The sequence below is a fragment of the Enterococcus sp. AZ156 genome (assembly GCF_051714165.1).
Classification (GTDB): Bacteria; Bacillota; Bacilli; order Lactobacillales; family Enterococcaceae; genus Enterococcus_B; species Enterococcus_B pernyi.
Genome location: NZ_JBIORI010000001.1, coordinates 2,454,240 through 2,473,625, shown reverse-complemented (window position 1 = coordinate 2,473,625; position 19,386 = coordinate 2,454,240). Strand labels below are relative to the sequence as shown.

At 32.9% G+C, this 19,386-nt stretch carries 13 protein-coding genes and 2 pseudogenes; 10 read left to right on the top strand and 5 right to left on the bottom strand.

Features of this window, described 5'->3' with window-relative positions:
* Positions 1–11: 11 nt before the first annotated feature.
* The 3 genes from IGJ95_RS11820 to IGJ95_RS11810 all read left to right on the top strand — a co-directional run bounded on the left by IGJ95_RS11820 (position 12) and on the right by IGJ95_RS11810 (position 4,543).
* The gene (locus tag IGJ95_RS11820) at positions 12–1,136 is read left to right on the top strand and encodes an LPXTG cell wall anchor domain-containing protein (RefSeq protein ID WP_438761959.1); all 1,125 of its coding nucleotides are present in this window, start codon (positions 12–14) and stop codon (positions 1,134–1,136) included.
* Positions 1,137–1,214: 78 nt separating this feature from the next.
* Positions 1,215–3,119 (top strand): VirD4-like conjugal transfer protein, CD1115 family, encoded by a 1,905-nt coding sequence (locus IGJ95_RS11815; RefSeq protein ID WP_438761957.1) that lies wholly within the window; start codon positions 1,215–1,217, stop codon positions 3,117–3,119.
* A 23-nt stretch (positions 3,120–3,142) separates the two neighbouring features.
* Complete coding sequence (locus tag IGJ95_RS11810; RefSeq protein ID WP_438761955.1) at positions 3,143–4,543, top strand: peptidoglycan DD-metalloendopeptidase family protein; 1,401 nt, start codon at positions 3,143–3,145, stop codon at positions 4,541–4,543.
* 344 nt (positions 4,544–4,887) lie between these two features.
* On the opposite strand, the pseudogene IGJ95_RS11805 reads toward IGJ95_RS11810, so the two are convergent.
* Positions 4,888–5,609 (bottom strand): annotated as a pseudogene (locus IGJ95_RS11805) (transposase); the annotation flags it as partial.
* A gap of 486 nt (positions 5,610–6,095) precedes the next feature.
* Positions 6,096–6,383, bottom strand: a complete 288-nt coding sequence (locus IGJ95_RS11800) for a hypothetical protein (protein WP_438761953.1) — start codon at positions 6,381–6,383, stop codon at positions 6,096–6,098.
* 1,534 nt (positions 6,384–7,917) lie between these two features.
* Between IGJ95_RS11800 and IGJ95_RS11795 the strand changes: the two genes are divergently transcribed.
* The gene (locus tag IGJ95_RS11795) at positions 7,918–8,250 is read left to right on the top strand and encodes a hypothetical protein (RefSeq protein ID WP_077151611.1); all 333 of its coding nucleotides are present in this window, start codon (positions 7,918–7,920) and stop codon (positions 8,248–8,250) included.
* 133 nt (positions 8,251–8,383) lie between these two features.
* On the opposite strand, the gene IGJ95_RS11790 is transcribed toward IGJ95_RS11795, so the two are convergent.
* The gene (locus IGJ95_RS11790; RefSeq protein WP_438761951.1) at positions 8,384–9,862 is read right to left on the bottom strand and encodes a helix-turn-helix domain-containing protein; all 1,479 of its coding nucleotides are present in this window, start codon (positions 9,860–9,862) and stop codon (positions 8,384–8,386) included.
* A 450-nt stretch (positions 9,863–10,312) separates the two neighbouring features.
* Between IGJ95_RS11790 and IGJ95_RS11785 the strand changes: the two genes are divergently transcribed.
* Both IGJ95_RS11785 and IGJ95_RS11780 read left to right on the top strand, forming a co-directional pair.
* Entirely contained in the window at positions 10,313–10,486 is a 174-nt protein-coding gene (locus tag IGJ95_RS11785) for a hypothetical protein (protein ID WP_157072110.1), read from the top strand.
* Positions 10,487–10,645: 159 nt separating this feature from the next.
* A pseudogene (locus tag IGJ95_RS11780) lies at positions 10,646–11,931 on the top strand (ISL3 family transposase).
* Between the two features lie 134 nt (positions 11,932–12,065).
* Here IGJ95_RS11780 and IGJ95_RS11775 read toward each other — a convergent pair.
* Positions 12,066–13,238 (bottom strand): glycoside hydrolase family 73 protein, encoded by a 1,173-nt coding sequence (locus IGJ95_RS11775; RefSeq protein ID WP_084812819.1) that lies wholly within the window; start codon positions 13,236–13,238, stop codon positions 12,066–12,068.
* 190 nt (positions 13,239–13,428) lie between these two features.
* Positions 13,429–15,072, bottom strand: coding sequence for a helix-turn-helix domain-containing protein (locus IGJ95_RS11770; protein WP_438761948.1), 1,644 nt, complete (start codon positions 15,070–15,072; stop codon positions 13,429–13,431).
* Between IGJ95_RS11770 and IGJ95_RS11765 the strand changes: the two genes are divergently transcribed.
* The 4 genes from IGJ95_RS11765 to IGJ95_RS11750 all read left to right on the top strand — a co-directional run bounded on the left by IGJ95_RS11765 (position 15,030) and on the right by IGJ95_RS11750 (position 19,383).
* The gene (locus tag IGJ95_RS11765; protein ID WP_438761946.1) at positions 15,030–16,727 is read left to right on the top strand and encodes a hypothetical protein; all 1,698 of its coding nucleotides are present in this window, start codon (positions 15,030–15,032) and stop codon (positions 16,725–16,727) included. The genes IGJ95_RS11770 and IGJ95_RS11765 overlap by 43 nt on opposite strands.
* Positions 16,728–16,872: 145 nt before the next feature.
* Positions 16,873–17,484 (top strand): hypothetical protein, encoded by a 612-nt coding sequence (locus tag IGJ95_RS11760; protein ID WP_062804717.1) that lies wholly within the window; start codon positions 16,873–16,875, stop codon positions 17,482–17,484.
* Between the two features lie 50 nt (positions 17,485–17,534).
* On the top strand, positions 17,535–17,786 hold the full coding sequence (locus tag IGJ95_RS11755; protein WP_077151606.1) for a hypothetical protein: 252 nt from the start codon (positions 17,535–17,537) through the stop codon (positions 17,784–17,786).
* 850 nt (positions 17,787–18,636) lie between these two features.
* Positions 18,637–19,383: a hypothetical protein gene (locus IGJ95_RS11750; protein ID WP_438761944.1), complete on the top strand. Its 747-nt coding sequence runs from the start codon at positions 18,637–18,639 to the stop codon at positions 19,381–19,383.
* Positions 19,384–19,386 lie beyond the last annotated feature (3 nt).

Below are 19,386 nucleotides of genomic sequence, written 5' to 3'. Positions count from 1 at the left end.
AGTAAAAACTAATGAAAAAAAGAATTTTATTGAGTTTGCTGGGTACGGTAGTTTTAGGAACCAGTATGTTATCCACAGCAACTCAAAATGTAGAGGCTATATTTTTGGGAAATTACCAAGGACAAAATTTAGCAGATCGGTTAAAAATTGAAGGTCACACAGCGTATATTGATAATTTACTGAAGCATGAAATTGAGTCTACTAATGTAGAAATTAACTCAAAAAAAGATTCAGAAGTAACTTTTAGAATTGAAGTTCCAACATGGGTAGTAGTAACTGCTGGTAGTGGTGAATGGATTGAAAGAATTGCTGGGAATAATAATTTAGGTGTACCTGGTTATACTCAAATGTATTATGGAAAAAATGATGATTATAATAGAACATTTGAAGTAAGGGGACTGTCTATAGATTCTAGAACTAAAGCAAATAATATAACAACAAATATTACTAGCAATGTTACTACTAATAATATGTTAGAAATAACAGCAAGTGTGAAGCTAAATGAAGATGTTACGGATACAGAGATTCCATTGGAAGTTACTGCTGATGCGATAGAGCTTGGTACTACTGTAGTGGATCCGACTGGTAATAGGCTTAACCCTTCTTTAGAAGTACAAAACGTTATTTTTGAAGGCAATGGAAATACTAAACTAGATCTAGGAACCGTAAATGTAGCTGTAAAAGCTGATACTACTACTTCTTCAAGCACAACACCAAGTACGTCAACTAGCTCAAGTTCAAGCACAACACCAAGTACGTCAACTAGCTCAAGTTCAAGCACAACACCAAGTACGTCAACTAGCTCAAGTTCAAGTACAACACCAAGTACGTCAACTAGCTCAAGTTCAACTACGACAGAAACGTCTAGTGTAATGAACACGGAACAATCAACATCACCAAGTACTAGTACAACGAGTTCACAAGCGAAAACACCTGTTATTTATACGCCTTCTGAACCATCGACACCAAGTATAACATCAACAAGTAGTACAAGTGAGAAATTTAGAAGTACAGCAAGTGCAAGTACGCTTCCAAAAACAGGAGAAAAACAATCGATTTGGATTACTTTGATGGGGATTGTTTTACTGGGAGCAAGTATGTTCTACTTCAAAAAAAATAAAGTAAAAAACAAATAGAAAGAAAGACGCTATTGATAGGAGCTGAGTCTTCTATCAATAGCAATTTTTATGATAAATAAAAACAGGAGAATGGCTATGAAAAGCAAAATACCAATGGGGTTGATTTTTCATCTCTTTGCGTGTAGTGTAATTGGTTATATTTTTAACCGATTTTATATTCTATTTGAGTTAAATAAAGTAACAACGCCAGATAGTGTTGGTAATTTCTTAAATACGTTTGATACTTTAACACGTGAATTATCTGCTATGCAGTTTCATTTTACGATTGGAGGTTCTTCTTACTTCGCTAGTATCATTGGTATCACTCTGTATTTAATGATCGTCTTATATCATAAATATAGCAAGAAGAACATGCGTACAGATGAAGAGTATGGTAGTGCAAGATGGGGGACAAGTAAAGATATTGCGCCATTTATTGATAAGAAAAAGTTTTTCAATATTTTGTTAACCGAAACAGAACGATTGTCTTTATCTGGACGAATGAAAATTACCAAAGCCGATAACTTTAACCGAAATAAAAATGTGATTGTTGTCGGGGGGGCTGGTAGTGGGAAAACCCGCTTCTTTGTAAAGCCAAATTTGATGCAAATGCACTCTTCTTATGTAGTTAGTGATTCAAAAGGATTGTTATTGAGTGAAACAGGAAAACTTTTTGAAGAAGAAGGCTATGAAATCAAAATTTTTGACTTGATTTCAAGAAAAAATTGTAACCATTATAATCCATTCAACTATATAAGAAACGAAGATGACATCCTGAAAATTGTCAATAACTTGATTAAAAATACAACTAATCCGAATAAAAAAGGTGGCGATGATTTCTGGGAAAAAGCTGAAACTGCGTTATTAATGGCAATCTTTAGCTATCTTTTACAGGAAGTTGTCGAAGAAGATCAAACGTTATCCAGTGTGGTTGAATTGGTACGTTTAGCAGATATTCCTGAAGATGTACCAGGCTATGTAAGTCCGTTGGATATTTTATTCCAAGAATTAGAAGAAAAAGATCCACAAAACTTTGCGGTACTACAATACAAAATCTTTAAATTGTCAGGAGACAAAACGACGAAATCTATTCTCGTCAGCTTAGGGGTGCGGTTAGCACCATTTGATATTCCAAGTATCAAAGAATTGGTCTCAAAAGATACATTAGAATTGGATACGATTGGGGATAAAAAGACCATCTTGTATATTTTACTTTCCGATACTGATACAAGTTTCAACTTCTTGGCAAGTATGATGTACCAACAATTGTTCGATATGCTTGTCCATCGAGCGGATAATTATTATAAGGGAAGGCTCCCTGTTCATGTCCGTTGTATCCTCGATGAGTTTGCGAATATTGGACAGATTCCTGATTTTGAAAAAGTTATTTCCGTTATTCGAAGTCGTGAAATTTCAACCAATGTGATTTTACAGAATATCAGTCAGTTAAAAACATTGTATAAAGATACTTGGGAAACAATCATTGGTACCAGTGATACGTTTTTATATCTAGGGGGAATGGAACAAAGTACCCATGAATATATTTCTAAATTATTAGGAAAAGAAACAATTGAACAACGAAATATTAGTGTGACTAAAGGTGCCAATGGTTCTTACAATGAAAGTTTCCAAAAATTAGGCCGTAATTTGATGGAACCGGATGAAGTGGCTAGCTTAAAAGGGCAAGAATGTATTTTAAAAATTAGGGGGGTTCATCCATTCCTATCCAAAAAATACAATATTGAAAAGCATAAAAATTATAAACGTTTAGGAGATGTCAATAAAGAGTATTGGTATTCGAGAGAAGAAGAATCAGAGACAGCAGATATCGAATCGATAGCGGGAGACGAGTTTGATCTTAGCAAATTACAAGGTCTTTCTGAGAAAGAGCTGGCACGCTTAAATGAAGAATTGGATATTGAAGAATTTGAAGAGCTTCTTGAAGAAGAAGTTGAAGCGATAGAAACAGAAGGAAATAATTCATCAGAACGAAATGAATAAACTAGGGATAAGGGGAGTTTTTAATGAAAAAAATGTCAAAACTTTTTTGTGTGGCTACGTTATTAGCTACGCCGTCCGCAACACAAATGAATAAAGTTTTTGCATCTGAACAGGATAAGGCAACGATTGATTCATCTTTTATTGAAGAAAGTACGATAGATTCAACCACAAGTACAAGTGATTCAAGTAGTCAAATAAATGAAGAAATAGGCACAACAGAAAGTACAGTGGGAGACGCAACGATTAGTTCGACAGAGACAACCGAAAGCACGGATGATAATAAAACAGACGTGACTGAGTCAAGCCAACAACTGGAAGAATCAACCGAAAATACGCAAGAAGAACAAAGTAGTACGAATATGGGAGCAACTCCCCATCCTTCTGGAAGTATAAACATTCCAAAACCAGACTTCCATAGGCCAACGCCACCAACGATCCGTCAACCAGATTTAAGTCAATTCACTACTGAGCCAATTTATCCAGAAAATGTTAATGATAGCCGAAGACAAGAAACGAGTAAGCAGACTAGTGCAAAAAGTGAATCGATTGAACTATTTATTAAAAAAATTGGCGAAGATGCGCGAAAAATTGCACAAGAAAATGATTTATATGCATCAGTGATTCTGGCACAAGCCATTTTAGAATCAGGTGCAGGATCCAGTATTCTAAGTCAAGCTCCTTATTATAATTTATTCGGAATTAAAGGCGCATTTAATGAGCAAGGTGTATATCTAGCTACGCAAGAAGATAATGGTTATGGGCAACAGTCCGTTACCCTTGCACAATTTAGAAAATATAGTGGCTACGAAGAGAGCTTCCAAGATTACGCGAAATTAATGAAAAACGGCTTGATTGGTAATCCAACTTTTTATCAAGGAACTTGGAAATCGAAAACAACGAGTTACCATGATGCTACTAAAGCTTTAACAGGAACGTATGCTACCGACATCTATTATGGAGATAAGTTGGACCAGTTGATCGAAACTTACGAGTTGACGGAATATGATGAAGCGAAAGAAGTGATAGTAAGTGATACCAATTACTGCATGCCATTGGATTCCTATACTGTAACTTCTGAATTTGGCATACGTGGTTCAGAATTTCATCGTGGAATTGATTTAGCAGCACCTATGGGGACACCAATCAAAGCGGCTAAAGCAGGAAAAGTAATCATGGCAGATACCCATTATTCGTGGGGAAATTATGTAGTCATCCAACATGAAGATGGGACAACGATGCTTTATGCCCATCTAGATCGTTATGTTGTTAGCGTAGGACAACAAGTGGGTCAAGGGAGTGTGATCGGATTTGTTGGGTCAACAGGTAATAGTACAGGACCACATTTACACTTGGAATTGTGTAAAGATAACTCTCTATTAAAAACCAAATTAATGAATCCACGAACTGTTTTACCGATTCGTTAACTAAGAATGTCTAAAAAACAAACGCACAAAAGTAGAGAGATAATCTTTCATTTGGCTTGTTATGCAATAGACACAAAAAAGGGACTTCTTTGAACATAAGTTGAGATTTACAAAGGATATACTGCAAATTTTGTGAAGTTTCTTTTATTTTTTGAACACAAATATGGTGATCGAAGTCCGGACTTTCGGAGCATCAAGAAAAGTCTGATTACAATTGTTATTTTCAAATAAATGGTGAAGTAACAAGCGAACTGGCTTTTTTCGGCTCTTTGTCAATAAGGACTGATGAGTTACGAAAAATTAAATCTGGGTCAGAATGAACCTCATTCTGGCTCAGATTTTTGTTATCTAACTTTGATTAATTGATTGGTCAAAAAGATTCTAATTTTCATGTTCTCAAATGATTTAAATCCATAGGATACTCGTTTCATTTTTTTTATGTGGGTATTCTTTGCTTCTATTTTTCCATTGGAGTAAGGATAAATCATCGCATTGGTGATGTCTTTTTCATAGGGCAAAAGGTTTTGAAGCTTCTACCGAAAGCCTCATCTAACGTTTCGGTAAGTTCTGCCAATAAGGAGAAAAACAAGTCAGGTCTTTGTCTCCAAAGGCTTCAACTAATTCATGAAAATAGGGATACGCCTCCTTCAGGAGCGCAGAAAAGCCAAGCAATCGATCAATCATCATTGCTTCAGTAAGAAGTGGGGATTTTGGTGTCCGGAAACTTTTCCATGTTTTGTATTCATAATGGTTGATGTTTGCTCGATTTTTTAGCAAAAAGCGCCAATTCTTTTTCAGTTTTTCTGACTGACTTTTCTATCCTGCTTTACGGAGCGCATTCATTTCACGATACGCCAATCATTGAATGCTTGATTCATATGTTTGACAACATGAAACCGATCAATCACTACTTTCGCATTGGCAGAACACGCTTGGTGAGCTGAAAGTAGGCGGCGTTCCTGTCTGTGACTAAGAACTTTACTTCTTTTGGATTGGTGCAGCCTATGAAATAGCTTGTTAATCGAGGCAATTTACGCGTAGGCAAGACATCAAATGATTGTTGAGTTCCTGTTTGTTCCTCTAATTGCCTATTGTGTTGTAAAGTAATCACTGGAACAGTTTTTAAAATGTCTTTATGAAGTAATATTGCTTTATCGATTAAAGTCAATTTTAAATGAGTTTTATTCTTTTAAATCAACTAAGAATTTGTATACAATTGTCCTGAACAACAGCATTCCGTTACTGGAATCAATAAAAATGAATCAGGATCATCTGTTAACGCCGAGAGTGCTTTTTCCAATAAAATGAGGCTTCTATCACAATAAATGCTGTCTTCTAGCGAATACTTGATTTTTTCGATTTTACGGTTCGGAAAACATTGGTGATTAGTTGTTAAAAAATCGATGTATAAAGTTAAATATTCTAAATTTAGATCTAATTATGGAATATAATCAAAAAGCGTTACCTGACTTGATTTCAAATTCATATGCTGGCATAATGCGCTATATAGATAAGAAGCGTACTCATGGCTTTCTAACAACACTTTTCTTTGCTACTGGAGAACTGAACGAAAGAATTGTTCTTGTTCTGTTGATAGAGGAATATATTGTTGTATCAGATCATCCAAATAATTAGGCTGTTGCAAAAATTTTTCATACTCCGTTTGACTTAAAAGAGAGAGTGACTGATATGTGTGGCGATCAATTTGATGCATCAATTCAATTAAAGCAAGTTGCTTCTCTTTTGATGGTAAACTGTCGATCAGTTCATAAGTATTACCAGGAAGGGAAAATCCAAAATTCTTTAATGTAAAAGAATCAATCGATGTTTGTTGAATCATTTTTTTAGCTGTAGAAGATGTTCTTCAATACATAAACAAATAACTAGTAGGAATTATAGAAAAGAGGGGGACAAAAATTTGGTTGTATACTTTCTTCTGAATAAAAGGTATTCAGAAAGCTATCCTTCGATAAAACTGTAAAAAAGGTAAAAAGCTATTTCTATAGTTTTTGAGTTATCACTTAGGGCAAAGTATTGCTTTTGGAGCATCTTCTTCTAGAATAATTTTAGATGAGAAAAGGATGAACTACAAGCACAGGGCTCTTCTTATTGGCTCCAAATTAAGTTTTGAGCTATTAAATTATTCATAATGTGTATAGATAAAGGATAATAAATATTCTCGTTTTCTTTTGAATAAAAAAGCGTAGTGATAACTTCAATAAACAAATAAGGAAAAATTGATTGAATCTCTTGTAATTTTTTTAAAATGAATTAGCGTAAAAAGTAAGACAGAACATAGAAATGTAGTAAAAGTCGTTTCATTTCACTAAATAAATACCCTCTAAAAAGTAGTTCTTCAATAGTGGACCGAAGAAGACTATGGATAATGGCATAAGATGAGCAATTAACGGATGAGATAAATTTTTTTAATTCATGTAGGTTGGTACTTTCTTTAAATGATCCCTGCTCAAAAAACATGAGAGAAACTAGTGTAAACAAAAAAATCATGAGAAAACCGATAAACCTGTAAAAATAAAATAAATACCATTTTTTTCTTTGCCAATCATTTTTCAATATTGGCCACTAAATATAGACGGCTAAGAGTGCCACTAAACTACTACCAATGAAAAAGTACCACTCATTTAATGTATCATAATCAATGGCTAAAAATGTGGAATTTGGAGTAGACATAATCTAGGGATCATGTTTAGCAAAAGTATATAGAGGATTAGTATTTTTTCTTTCCGTAAACTTCTTCTATCTTAACTTTTGATAATGGTCTAATTATAGCTGTCTATTAGTTCAAATTTTTCAAATAAATACATAAATTTCTTCTAAATAGTTCATTTATAGGGAATGAATAGGAAGGAAACTGGGGAAATATCTGAAATTCCAAAGGGGAAACAATCATATAGTTATCCCTCCTATTTCCAAATAAAGAGTATCCAAAGGAATGTATCTTCAACAATAAATCAAAGCAGATCAAAAATAAGAGAAGCTTTTATTCTCTATTCCGAATTATCATTTGATGCAGAATAGCCTTCTCATGATCTCTAATAAATGATGCTCAAAAGTTAACTTCTGAAATAAGTCAAGATTTTTTCAAATATCAAAAGCTATTAAACAAATCTTTTTTATTCTCGTCAGAGCTGATTGTTTTTTTTACATCCTCTTGTCAACCAATCATTTTCTTTAAACTTTAGATAGAAGGAAGGAGCGATCGGCTAAATAGTTGTAGTTAGAGTTAATTTGAATGGTAACTTTACTTGAAAAAGAGGCAATATTTTTTTTTATGAGAAAAAAATGAAGTAAATTTCAAGAGAAAAATGTAACTTGATATCATTTTTTTATAAAAAAGTGGAGGTACTGTAGAAATGAAAAAATTGTTTGAGAAATTCAAGAGAATGAACCATGGTAGAAGAGAAAGCGAAGAGAAAAATAAAGGATGGAAGAAATCAAATGAAGAATTTATTTATCTTTCCCAACCGATGGATAACGGACAGATCAAGCCAGTGACACAACAGCAAAAGAATATGCAAGATTTTCTTCAAATAGGCGCCGCATGTGTGCAATTACGAAAAAGACCAGAACAAAATGGGCAAGCACTGAGAGAGATACTAAAAAAAGTAGAGCTAAACTCGCATTCAAAAAAAAGTTCTTCACATGTTTCAGTCAAAGAGCACAAAACATCTCACTTATGTCGTTAATCAAGAATAAGAGATAATAAGGAAAGTCGGACAAAATCAGATCTTATGCGAGATGAATAGACAAAAAAGTTAGAATCCACTTAGTGTAATCAGGGATTCTAACTTTTTAGTGGAAGGAATTTATAAAAACAAATTATGTTGTTTTTTTCTGATGAATAAGCAAAGATTTTTCATAAAGATATTCACGAATCAACTTGATATCTTGCAATAATGAATTTCTTGAAATATAAAAGAGATGACTGTCTGCAAGATGATGCTCTTCTTTTGTTAGTAATGAACGTTCATAAATGATAAAATGAGGCCAATCGTCTTTATAGATCGGGATATGATCAGCTGAATAGTACATTCGATCGTCCATCGTAATAAATTCTGGATTGATCCATCTTTTTAAACTTTCTCGATAAATAATATGAGATAATTCATTTTCAGCGACAATCATACATAAATGTTTCTGCATATGATTACTCAATAAAGCAGAATGAATTTCTGAAACTAATCGAATAATCGCTGTTTTGTTAAAATGGATGTTTTCATCTGGGTGATACAATTCTTTCCATTGAATTAAGATTTTTTCTAGACGATCCGCAATGCCCATTTGATAGACAGTTAAAAAATAATTTCGTTCAATAAAGTAGTTTTGCGTATTTTCCCATAATGAATAAATAAAATAAATAAACGGTACTTCAAAGATCATATTGTTCCTCAAGGGGATCTTAAATTCAATTTCGATTGTTTTAATCAATTGTTGGATGTCTGGTTGGTCTTCAATGACTTCTTGCCGATCCAAATGATAATTCATATTGACAATCGAATAATTTTTTGAATTTAACATTAATAGCTTACAAAATATAGCTAATAGTTTAAGATTCTTATCGGACAAATGATATTCAGCTAGTACTGAATCAGAAATTTCGGCTAGCTTGTTATAGGAGCTATTAATCCTAGACTTTTTATAATTAGATAGAACTAAATTGTCATCTGGTCGTTCTATACAAAGATAGGTATGGTATAAAAAAAATGAATATTCTCGATCATTTGGCAAGTAAGACACATCGAATACGTCAAATACTTTTGCCACAAATTGTTCGGCTCTTTTGAAAAAATCCTTGTTTATTTTTTCAGAAAAGAAGTCTGTCCGTAGCCAGATCGAAACAAAAATCAATCGATAGAGTAGTTCATTGGGTTTAATGTGATTGTTGCTGTCTAAAAGTTTCTCTTTTTTTAGGTAGTTTTCGACTTCTTTTTTGATTTTGAATGCTTTCGTGACCGAAACAAATTCTTCATCCACGATACTCAAATAGTTGGTGTCACCTAGAAGGTAGCGAGCAACAACTTTCAAAAATTTAGATTCACTATAAATTTCTTTAATCAAATCGTATCTTGTTGTTTGTTTTGTGAAAATCATTGTGACTACTGTAGCGGAAAGTTCATAATGATCTAAAAAAGGCGATAATTGTACTAATAGCATAGAGAGATCTTTTTTTATGGTATTGAACGTAACGTCAAGCTCTTTAGCTAGTTCTCTAATTACTAAGGTTTTGTGTTCAAACATGTATTCGGTAATTTTGACTTTTCTAATGATATCTTTTTCCATATAGTTTTCTATATTCATCGTGGTTTGCCTCCTGTATTTTTTTCTACAGCTAAAATGAGATAAAGTTGTTACCATTAGAAGTTAAACATACTATCGCTTAAGAATATTTCATTTAATTTTATAAAAAATTGATTTATGATAAAAAAAAGGGAAAATAAAAAGGCTAAAAAAGAGGTATATTTTAAGAGTAATATCATTTAATAGAAGATATTACAGATACCATTGTTATTCTCTATACTTATCCTAAAAAACATGAGAAAAATAAGAAGAAGTATCTTTTTTGATACTTCTTCTTATTTTTTGTGTTCATAAAATAGTTTATTTTAAGAATCAGTGCCATTTTTTTCATTTTAAGAAAAAAAAAGATAATAACCGATTGTTAGAATAAAGTATAGAAATTATTTAAGCGAACTACCAGGTTCTAACTGAGGAAAGAAATTGATCAAAATAACAAAGGAGAAGAAAAAAATGCAACGATGTTTGGATAAAAGAAAAATGTATCAATGCAAAGTAATTGGAGAAAATGAGACGTATCGAGTTCGTATTGTTACTATTTTAGAAAGAACAGTAGTTGTTGAGATAACTGATGGTGTCACTAAATTAGCTTTAGCCAGAAAATCAGAACTGAAAGAGATTGCTTGACGATTGGGTCATTAAATATAAAAGGCTCTATAATTTATGGGACTGATGAATCAAAATTGATTCTTCAGTCCCATTTTCATTTTAGATATTAAAAAACATATCGTTCTCTAGTATGATTAAATCACCACAAAATAAACAACTGAGAGGACGATATGGTATATGAATGATTCTATCAAAAAAAATGCTGAGATTAATAGATAAAAATTTGATGATTACTGAGTTCTCTTACGAGATCTTTCATAAAGAAAAGACATTGGTCATTAATGCCATTCTCTCACCTGATTCTCGTGCCTGTAGAAGTTGTGGTTCTAGTGTGGTAGATGGAAACGGGAAAACAATTGTGTTGAAAAATGGGAAGAAGGAAATCATTGTCTCCTTTGAACAATACGATCATATGCCAATGGTTATGCGCTTAAAAAAGCAACGCTATACCTGTAAAAACTGTCGAACCCATTGGACTGCATAAAGCTATTATGTCCGCCCAAGACATTCAATCGCGAATCATGTCAGATATAAAATTGCTTCTTTACTGACTGAAAAAGTCTCTTTGTCTTTTATTGCGAAAAGCTGTCAGGTATCTTTGACTACCGTTATTCGTACATTGAAAGAGTTTAAAAGCTATTTACCAAAGTCCACTAAGAGGATTCTACCCAAAGTATTGATTCGTTTGCACACTTCCATAGCAGATAAAATGAGCTTTATTTGCGCAGATGGAGAAACAGGTAATTTAATTGATATCTTACCTACGCGTAAATTACCTCGATTAACAAACTATTTTTTGGGCTGCACCAATCCAGAAGAAGTAAAATTCTTAGTCACAGACAGGAACGCCGCCTACTTCCAGCTCACCAAACACGTTTTGCCAAATGCGAAAGTAGTGATTGATCGGTTTCATATTGTCAAACACATGAATCAAGTTTTCAACGAGTTGCGTATCCGTGAAATGAATGAACTGCGTAAATCCGGACATAAAAGCCATGCAGAAAAACTGAAAAAGAACTGGCGCTTTCTGCTAAAAAATCGTGCAAACATTAACCACTATGAATATAAAACATGGAAAAGTTTCCGAGCACCTAAATATCCATTTCTTACTGAAGCAATGATGATTGATCGATTGCTTAGATTTCCAACGCTCCTAAAGGAGGCGTATCCCTTTTTTCCATGAATTAGTTGAAGCTTTTCGAGACAAAGACCCTGACTTGTTTTTCTCCTTATTGGCAGAACTTCCCGAAACGTTAGATGACGGCTTTCGTGAGAAACATCAAAACCTTCTGACTTACTAAGAAGGCATGGCCAATGCGATGATTTATCCTTACTCCAATGGAAAAATAGAAGCAAAGAATACCCACATAAAAACAATGAAACGAGTATCCTACGGATTTAAATCATTTGAGAACATGAAAATTAGAATCTTTTTGACCAATCAATTAATCAAAGTTAGATAACAAAAAATCTGAGCCAGAATGAGGTTCATTCTGATCTAGATTTCATTTTTCGCAACTCATCAGTCCTTATTGACAATAAGCCATATAAAAGGGACTTCCTCATATCCGGAAAGAAGTCCCCTGTTTATTAGATATTAATTTCCATGAAAAGCAACACCTTCATACCGCCAACCTCTTTTTACCAAGGTATTTTTTTCATTGACATCAGCGGTGTAATGATGCGTGCCTGTTTTGGCATTTGGATTAAACAACCTGAGGATTGTTTTTGAACCACCTGAATAAAAGCTTAGCCCTTCATACCGCCAGCCAATCTTAGTGAGTGAGTTGATCTCCCCTTGATTTGATGTATAGTGATGATCGCCGTTGTTCGGATTATACAAACGATAGACAGCCGTTCCTCGATTAGGTGCAGACCACGCAATTCCTTCGTATCGCCAACCAATTTTAGCTAATTGATTTTTTTCAGCAGCGTTCAATGTGTAGAAATGTTCACCAGTATGCCGATTGTACAGACGATACATTGCTGAATAAATTGTTGAGTTATTTGATGAAACACTGTCATACTTTGTCAGATTGTATGTCTCGATAATATTATTCAATTTTGATCCATAATTTGGATCGGTTGCATAACGACCAGTTAACCAGGCTGTTGCTTCTTTATAAGATTTTGTATTACTTTTCCAAGCACCACTATAATAATAAACGCCAGATTGAAAAGAAGTCGTTTTTAAAATTTTTGCATTGTCTTCCAAAGATTCCTTATAAGAAGGGTATTTTCTAAAAGCTGCTTGAACTGTTACCCATTTGCCATTGAGATACTCTTGCGTAGGTAGCGTAACGGATTGTCCATTATAATTGCCCTTGATACCAAATAAGTTGTGATTTGGATAAGAAGCTAGCGTACTTTTTCCCCAACCACTTTCGACAATCGCTTGCGCAATCATAACGGAGGCATAGAGATCATTTTTATGGGCTAATTGTTGTGCATCACTTGCAATAGACTGGATAAACATTTGTTGACTACTCCTAGCAGTAGCCGAAAAAGCATCTTCGTCATAGGTTGATGAAGTACTTTGGTGAATTATAGTTTCTCCAGTAATTAAAGGATTTTCAATCGCAGTGGGACCGTCTGTAGGATCTTCAACGTTTTCCAAAGAGAAAACTTCTTGCTCTGAGTCTTGGAACAGCAAATGTGCCGGTGCAGCCTCCTCATTAGAAGAGGTGACTTCGTTAGAAAATATTGGTGTAGTCACTGAAAATAATGTCCATAAGCTACAAGTATAAATTAGAATTTTTTTTCTTTTCATCCTATTCTCCTTTTATTTGTTTTACTAGCACAAAAATAATAGTAAACAAAAAAAACAACATTTTTTTCAAAAAAATGAAAAAAATGTTGTTTTTATGAGAGAAAATGAGAAAAAATCATTTTTGTTAGTAGTCGGCTACTAGCTTGTGTTTTTGAAAAAAATCAGTTCTCCTAACATGTTATTCATTTTCCTATTTATAAGAATGGTTCAAATCGATTAAGTTAAGTTTATAAAAAGAATCAATAATATATTTGGTATCTTTTAGCAAGGTATTTCTTGAAATGTAAAAGAAATTGGGCTCCTGTTGTGTGTATCTTGTTTGCAAAGTTCGTTCACAGACAATAATATGGGGCCATTGTTCACGATAGACAGGGATATCATCTACCGAATAATAGAGATTTTCATCGATAAAGAGAAATTCTGGATTCAACCATTTTTTGAGTGTATGACGATAAAGGATATGAGATAACTCCGTTTCTGCAATAATTATACAAACGTATTTTTTCTTTCTTTTTATAGTCAAACAAGGTAAAATTTCAGAAGTGAATTTCACGATAGATAATGGATTAAAATGAAGCGAGTGATCATTAGTCGTTTCTTTCCAACGGATAAGTACGTTTTCAACCCGCGATACATAATAAAGTTGTTCTGTAGATAAATAGTAGTTTCTTTCTAAATAATAATTTTGAATGTTTTCCCATAATGAATATACGAAATAAATCAATGGAATCTCAAAGCTTTCATTATGAAAAAGAACTGTTTGAAACTCTTCTTCAAATAAAGCAATTAAATGTTTGATCTGCTGTTGATTCTCGATAATCCGCACCCGTTCATTTTGATAATTTAATTCGATTACGGAATAATTTTTTGCTCGAATTGGTAGAATACTACATATTGCAGTTAAAAAAGTCAGGTTTTTTGAAGTAAGCTCATTTTTTTTGAAAATTTTTTTTGCAATTACTGAAAGTTGCTGGTATTCGATTCTAGTTTGAGTAGTCATTTCATTTGCAAAAAACAGCTGTTTTTCTGATCTCGATAGACAAAGGTACGTATGGTAAAGCAAAAATTGATATTGGCGGTTATTTAAATGGTAATTCGAAGAAAAAGTTTCAAAGATTTGTTTCACAAATGAAGAGGCTAATAATAGTAGCCTCTGATCGATTGTTTTGTTAACAAGATCTGTACGCATCCAAATCGTCACGAAAAGCATCCGATAAGTCAATTCATCGGCTTTAAATTGTTCACCAACTTGTTGAAAGTTTTGGGTAATTAAAAAAGATTCTACATTTTTTTTAGTGCGAAAAGCTTTTGTTGTTGATACAAAATCTTCCTCAACAATTGTTAGATAATTTGTTTCCCCCAGTAAATACCGAGCAACGACTTTAAGAAAGTGAGACTCTTTGTACACTTCTTTTACCAATTCATAATCAGTTACTTCTTTTGAAAATAATATCGTGATATGTGTCGTAGTTAGCATGTTATACGTAATAAATGGTGCTAATTCTATTGTGAGTTTTTGGATGTCTGTTTTTATGGTATTGACAGTAACACCAAGACGTTTACTCAGTTCACGCAAGCTAATCGTTTTTAATTCGAAAATATATTCCACTAACTTTACTCGGCGAATGACATCTTTTTCAATAAATTCTTCAATCATATTTTTCTGTTCACAACCCTTTCTTTCCCACTTAAGGTCTATTAAATCATAAAAATCAAAATTATGAAAATAATGATGAAATAAAAGGCTCGTTTTTTCTCCGAGGCTATCATAGTAGAAAAGGAGTGAGTGATATGCTTGAAGAAAAACTGCAATTGTTACAAGGATTATTAGCACAAGATTCAGTGGACAAACGAGAAATTAAGAGCCTGTTGACTTCATTAAATTCTAATGAAAGAAATATGATTATAGGGAAATTAAGCAATACAGAGTATAGAAAATTTATTGAAGTTACTTTATCTGTTAGCTTTAAATTATATGACGAAGTCATGAAGGTTTGTGATAAAGAATATGATCGATTTGTTCAAACACCTAATTTTTTTGATCAGTTGGTAGCTAACTATCAACCTTTAAGTGATGAAGAAATTCGTCAAAATATCTTATTAGTTGAAAAACAAAGAAAAAAATTGGTAGAGGGGCAAGATTATGCCTTTCTTTTATATGATGCTCTATGCCAGCATACCAATTTGAAAGCCAGCCAAACTACAATTTTAGATTATCTAGATCGACTAGATTTAAATTTAGAGTTTATGACATTATATTTAGATTTTCTAACAATCTATACGGATTCTTTTATTGATAGGGATGTAGAGAAAATAAAGAACTCCATAAAAAATAGTATTTATTGCGCTAGATCTTCATACTTATTGGAACAATCAATTGCAAATTTGGAAAAGAATAACTCAGATTCTTTTTTAGTTTTACCTATTATCCAAGCGCCTTCCAGCGAAGGAGCTCATAACAGTGTGATTGTACTTAAGAATAAAGAGAATGTATTAGAATTAACAATATTAGATAAGGGAATGCACTACAGTCAAGAACTTTGCCAAAGTGTTCCAACTATTGTTGTTAAGGAACAAGCCAATTCAGGATTTATGTCTTATTTAAAAAGTTTTTTTGGTGAATCAAATAATCCAAATATAAAAGCTGCGATACCTTATGTATTTGAATTGGAAAATAGTGAAGCCATGAGAACAAGACTATCTTATCTTTTAGGATTTGGTACCTCTATTATTGGTCAAAGTATCCAATTATCTGTGGCTACTAGAGAAAAAAAATTCTTAATTTTAGAAGAAGAATTAAAAAAAATTGCTTCTAAATCGTATTGGGGAAAAGAGATATACGATGTTCAACTTTATACAAAAAATTGTTACATTAAATCTGTTAGTGCTGCGATGCAACATATTTTGGGGGATAAACAACAAAGTAAGACACATTATATTCAATCTGAGCCAGCAGAATTGAAAAAGATTCCTCATCATTCCGCAAGAACGATTACAGTAGCTTTGGCTGAAATAATCAAAAATCGAATAAGAAAATTAGGTTATACACAAGAGGCCACCCAAATAATTGATGACTTATTAGGAGATTACTTAACAAGGAAAAACCAAAATTATGACACCAAAGGGAAGTATATTGAAACAACGAAGCTGATTAAAAAATATGGTCAAAAAAATGATGATGTATTTGAAAAAAAATCACATGCAGCGATAGACGTTTCTTTTATTCCTAATAGTTATTCATCTTCTTATTTAAAACAATCCCAAGTAATTGGGCAGCAAAGTAGCCTTTTAGTAAAAGAATCACTTCAATTGTCTGATTTAGAAGAAATTGAAACAGTAAAATCAGCGATCCGAGCAACTTTAGCTATTCACCAAGAAAAAACTGCTGAAAGGCGGACGTTAAGTGAAGTTGCCAATGTAAAAGGTGACAGTAACAAGTCAAAGGAAGAACCAGAAAAACAAGTAAAAAAGGAAAATCTAGAACGCTAATTGCTTTAGTGAGTGATCCAATAATTTGTTAAACAAATTATTTCGTTCTCATTATTTTCAAAAAAAAGAAAAAACTGGTCTTGGAAGAAGCGTATCATGAACGAGTGATAAGATAAAAAATAAGATTTTTTAAAGGGGAGTAGAAATGGGTAGAGTAAGAAAATTGATTGATAAATTTGAAAAATTTGTCAAAAATAAAGTATCTAAGAAGCCAAAAGAATTACCACAAAAAAAACAAGTACCACAACCACAATCGCAACCGCAACATTATGGGGCAATGTTGGAAGAGATGGTCAAATTGTTGCCACAAAAAGAACATCAACGACCACTTGTCTTTTTTCAAGAGTACTCGCAGGTTCATGATCAAGTTTCTCAAAAAGAGGAAGAGCATATCTATGATGAGATTGATCCAGAATCAATCTATGACCCAGTTACAAAAGAACCGATTTATGATCAAGTATCTGACGAAGGTCTTTATGTTACTATTACGCAGGAAAATTTTAAATCAGAAGAGCCAAAGAAAGAAACACCAAAAAAACCACTGCGTCGTAAATTGCTGCAACCACACACGTATGAAAATACATCTCCTAAAAAGGAGCCGATTTATGACCAAGTATCAGGAGCAGGTAAACCAGTTATTCCGCCTAAACCGAAATTAACCAAAGAATTTTTAGAGGAAATGAAACAAAAATCTCATCGTAAGAATCAACAAAGGCAATCACAAGGACCATTGCACAAACAGGAAAAAGAACGATAAATCGTTATAGAAGAGCCTTATAAAAATAAATAGTAAGGAGAGGCATCTAAATGAAGTATCTGGGAATTATTAGTATTTTAATTGGCATTTATGTTAATTTAGCATTATTCACGCAGTTTTTTGAAATGATTTTTGATACCGTCATCCCAGTTTTTTTAATCGCTTTATCCGGAATCGGCTTAGCGATACTTAGCTTAAAAGAAAATAAAGGCACTTTCCATACTTGTTTTGCCAGTGTCGGGTTATTAGTTAATTTGTTGCCAATTACGAGTTATCTTTATCTGTTGATTGGGCTTGGTTAAGGGAAGTAGCGGAAGCCATCCCCTAACATTGAAAGAATCGGAAGAACTAATTATGAAAAGTATAGGAATACTCAGTATTTTGATTGGTGTGTATATCAATGATGCGCGATTTATTCATCTATTTGCACCTCATTTTTCAAGGATAGTAATCTTCATCCTTGGGTTGATCGGAATAGCCTTTGCCTTCACTAGCTGGAAAATAAGCAATTTAAAAGGTGATCGATATCTAGCCATTAACGGATTATTATTAAATGGGGTACCCATGTTGAGCTATCTTTATTTGCATGTGATAATTTAAGAGAAAAAAGACAACTTCGAGAGAAACACAGGATTCTAGCTCGTACTAAAATGACTAGATTATTCTTGTTTCTTTCGAAGTTTTTGCTGTATTAAAAGTATTTTTAAATGATGGTATCGAAATAATCACAGTTGTCAAAAATAATTTCGTTCCTATTTTTTATTCTTTTACAAATGATTTTTTCTTTCTATATAAAAAGGGATAATAACTGAGAGGATTTTGAAAGAAAGATTTTACTTTTTTTTAGAATCATGCGTTTTCCCAAATAAAAAATGATATTTAGTTAAAAAGTAAGTAAATTAAAGAAGTAGAAAAAACATTGAGATAACCCTCAAAAGTTTTGTTTACTTCTTTTTTCGAATAAAAAAAGAGATAGCATTGTGCTATAAAACACAAATAAAGGTATTTGCTATTTGTCAACGATTAAAAATCACTTTTTTAAAAATCGAAAAAAAAATGGTGTTACTTTTTATTTATATTATTTATGTCACGTATATATTAAGTTTACAGAAGAAATTCTTAAGTAATTTTAGTAGTATGAAGGAGTTTAAGATGGGAAACAAGAAAAAACAAGCAATTTATGACAAACAAAATCAAAGCTACATAACTTATCAATCAAAAAAAGAAATGGAGAAACACCATCCCGATGGCAACTACCTGGTCATAGGGGAAATCGAAAAAAACAACAAACCACCGAAAAAAGAAGGAATTACAAAAGAAGTAGGAGAACAGCAATTAACGATGTATCCTATTGGAACCTACGCAGAAAAACGATTTCAAACTGTTGGCTATATTCCTTGTAACGACAAAGAATACATCGTTGTCAAGGGAAGAAAATACCATCCTTTTCTTTTTATCTTAATAGTACTACTGCTATTTTTTGTAGGTTATTATTTTTTTAATCAGAAAACGGTAACAGATATTGATCCACAAGCTGAAGATTATTTGTCTCAGCTGAAACGTCCGGAAAATATCGATGATTCCAAAATCTTGATTCCAGGATATGGCACGTTTACCTTAACTAAAGGGAGTGATACCATCGATACGGTTTTATTCAATCCAGAAGATAATCCTTGCTTCTTCAAGTTTACTTTAACAGACAAAGAAACCGGAGAGATATTATATGAAAGCAAACTTGTTGCACCAGGAAAAGGAATTAGTCCCATCAAATTGACGAAAGTATTTTCTGAAACAGGTACGCAGGAGGCTGTATTACTGTTTCAAACGTTTGATTTGGAAGACACAGACATCGCGTATAATTCCTCAAATATTGATGTAAAAATCAATGTTGTGGATTAAAAG

Coding starts and splice junctions, on each gene's coding strand:
- IGJ95_RS11820 (WP_438761959.1), top strand. CDS start 12: ATGAAAAAAAGAATTTTATTGAGTTTGCTGGGTACGGTAGTTTTAGGA.
- IGJ95_RS11815 (WP_438761957.1), top strand. CDS start 1,215: ATGAAAAGCAAAATACCAATGGGGTTGATTTTTCATCTCTTTGCGTGT.
- IGJ95_RS11810 (WP_438761955.1), top strand. CDS start 3,143: ATGAAAAAAATGTCAAAACTTTTTTGTGTGGCTACGTTATTAGCTACG.
- IGJ95_RS11800 (WP_438761953.1), bottom strand. CDS start 6,383: ATGATTCAACAAACATCGATTGATTCTTTTACATTAAAGAATTTTGGA.
- IGJ95_RS11795 (WP_077151611.1), top strand. CDS start 7,918: ATGAAAAAATTGTTTGAGAAATTCAAGAGAATGAACCATGGTAGAAGA.
- IGJ95_RS11790 (WP_438761951.1), bottom strand. CDS start 9,862: ATGAATATAGAAAACTATATGGAAAAAGATATCATTAGAAAAGTCAAA.
- IGJ95_RS11785 (WP_157072110.1), top strand. CDS start 10,313: ATGCAACGATGTTTGGATAAAAGAAAAATGTATCAATGCAAAGTAATT.
- IGJ95_RS11775 (WP_084812819.1), bottom strand. CDS start 13,238: ATGAAAAGAAAAAAAATTCTAATTTATACTTGTAGCTTATGGACATTA.
- IGJ95_RS11765 (WP_438761946.1), top strand. CDS start 15,030: ATGCTTGAAGAAAAACTGCAATTGTTACAAGGATTATTAGCACAAGAT.
- IGJ95_RS11760 (WP_062804717.1), top strand. CDS start 16,873: ATGGGTAGAGTAAGAAAATTGATTGATAAATTTGAAAAATTTGTCAAA.
- IGJ95_RS11755 (WP_077151606.1), top strand. CDS start 17,535: ATGAAGTATCTGGGAATTATTAGTATTTTAATTGGCATTTATGTTAAT.
- IGJ95_RS11750 (WP_438761944.1), top strand. CDS start 18,637: ATGGGAAACAAGAAAAAACAAGCAATTTATGACAAACAAAATCAAAGC.